Annotated in this window: 1 protein-coding gene; it reads left to right on the top strand. The window is 46.8% G+C overall.

Annotated elements, in window-relative coordinates:
- Positions 1-1431 (top strand): ATP-binding protein (locus tag R7190_RS25535; protein WP_318137638.1); only part of this gene is annotated, 1431 nt, incomplete at both ends.

Here is a 1431-nt window from a genome sequence, read left to right as displayed (position 1 = left end):
CGCGATTGAAGCCAGCAAAGCGAAAAGTAGCTTCCTAGCGAACATGTCGCACGAGATTCGTACTCCGCTCAACGGTGTGATAGGTATTTCTGAAGTGCTGGCAGACACCCCGTTGACGGCTACACAGCGAGATTACGTCGACACAATAGAGACGTCTTCCCAATTGCTGCTCAGCCTGATTAACGACGTGTTGGATTTTTCCAAAATTGAGTCCGGCATGTTGCTGATAAGTCCTCATTCAACCTGCGTGCGAGAATCAATTTATGACATCGCCTCAATCGTGTCCCCAAAAGCAAAAGAGAAAGGCATCGAATTAACCGTCAGCATTAGCCCAAACACGCCTTATCACATCGTCATTGACGATCACCGCTTGCGTCAGGTGATCATGAACTTCATGTCCAATGCCGTTAAATTTACGGAACGAGGCAGTGTAGAGCTTTCGATTACCACGCTTGAAAGTAATGAATCGGAAGCCATCATCGAGTTTTCCGTGCAAGACTCAGGTATCGGCATCGATGAGCAGCAACAGAAACGAATCTTCGCACCATTCGCTCAGGAGGACGATTCCACCACCCGCCAATTTGGCGGTACAGGTTTAGGCCTTGCCATCAGTACGCAACTTGTCGAACTCATGGGCGGAAGCATACAACTTGAATCTGAAAAAGGCCGCGGAAGCCGTTTCTACTTCCAACTCACAGCGCCGATTTCTCAAGCCCATTTTCGTGCTAGACATACCGTGAATAACCAAATCTGGCTCGTCTGTGACGACAGTGACCTAGAAACAAAACTACGTAATGAGTTGAGCTTCTATCAAATTCAAGTGCATCAATCTGTTCATGATCTTAGTGCTCTTCCGACATGGATTAACGACAAAGAACGCATCATCATTCTTTATGTTGAAACGACGCCAGATGCCGCAGTGAAGAACACAGATTTGATGCGAAATTTGGAACATCAACATGTGCAAGTTTGCCTAATCAAACATCTACACAGCCAACAGCTTGATTTCGGTCACCGTGTCGCAGCGATCATTACTCAACCTTTGCTAGGACAACGTCTACTCAAAGCGCTTGAAAGCTGTGCTGAACGATTTACTCAATCTATTTCCGTCGTTCAGCCTGCAACCCGACTTGAAACATTACCCAAAGTGCTCGTTGTAGACGACAATACTGTGAACCAAAAAATTGCTGGGTTGCATGTCACCAAAGCAGGTTTTAGTTTTGATGTCGCTGCTAATGGTGAGGAAGCGGTCGACATGTTCAGGACATCCCAATACTGTCTGATTTTGATGGACTGCATGATGCCGGTGATGGATGGGTTCGAAGCAACGAAACAGATCCGCGCTTATGAAGCAAACTTAGGACTCGAAAAAACGCCGATCATCGCGCTAACAGCCAGTGTGGTCGACGACGATATTCAACGCTGTTTTGA

The organism is Vibrio sp. 1078-1, assembly GCF_033340475.1.
Note: the sequence above shows the minus strand (reverse complement) of the source record. Positions and strands in the feature narration are given on the sequence as shown.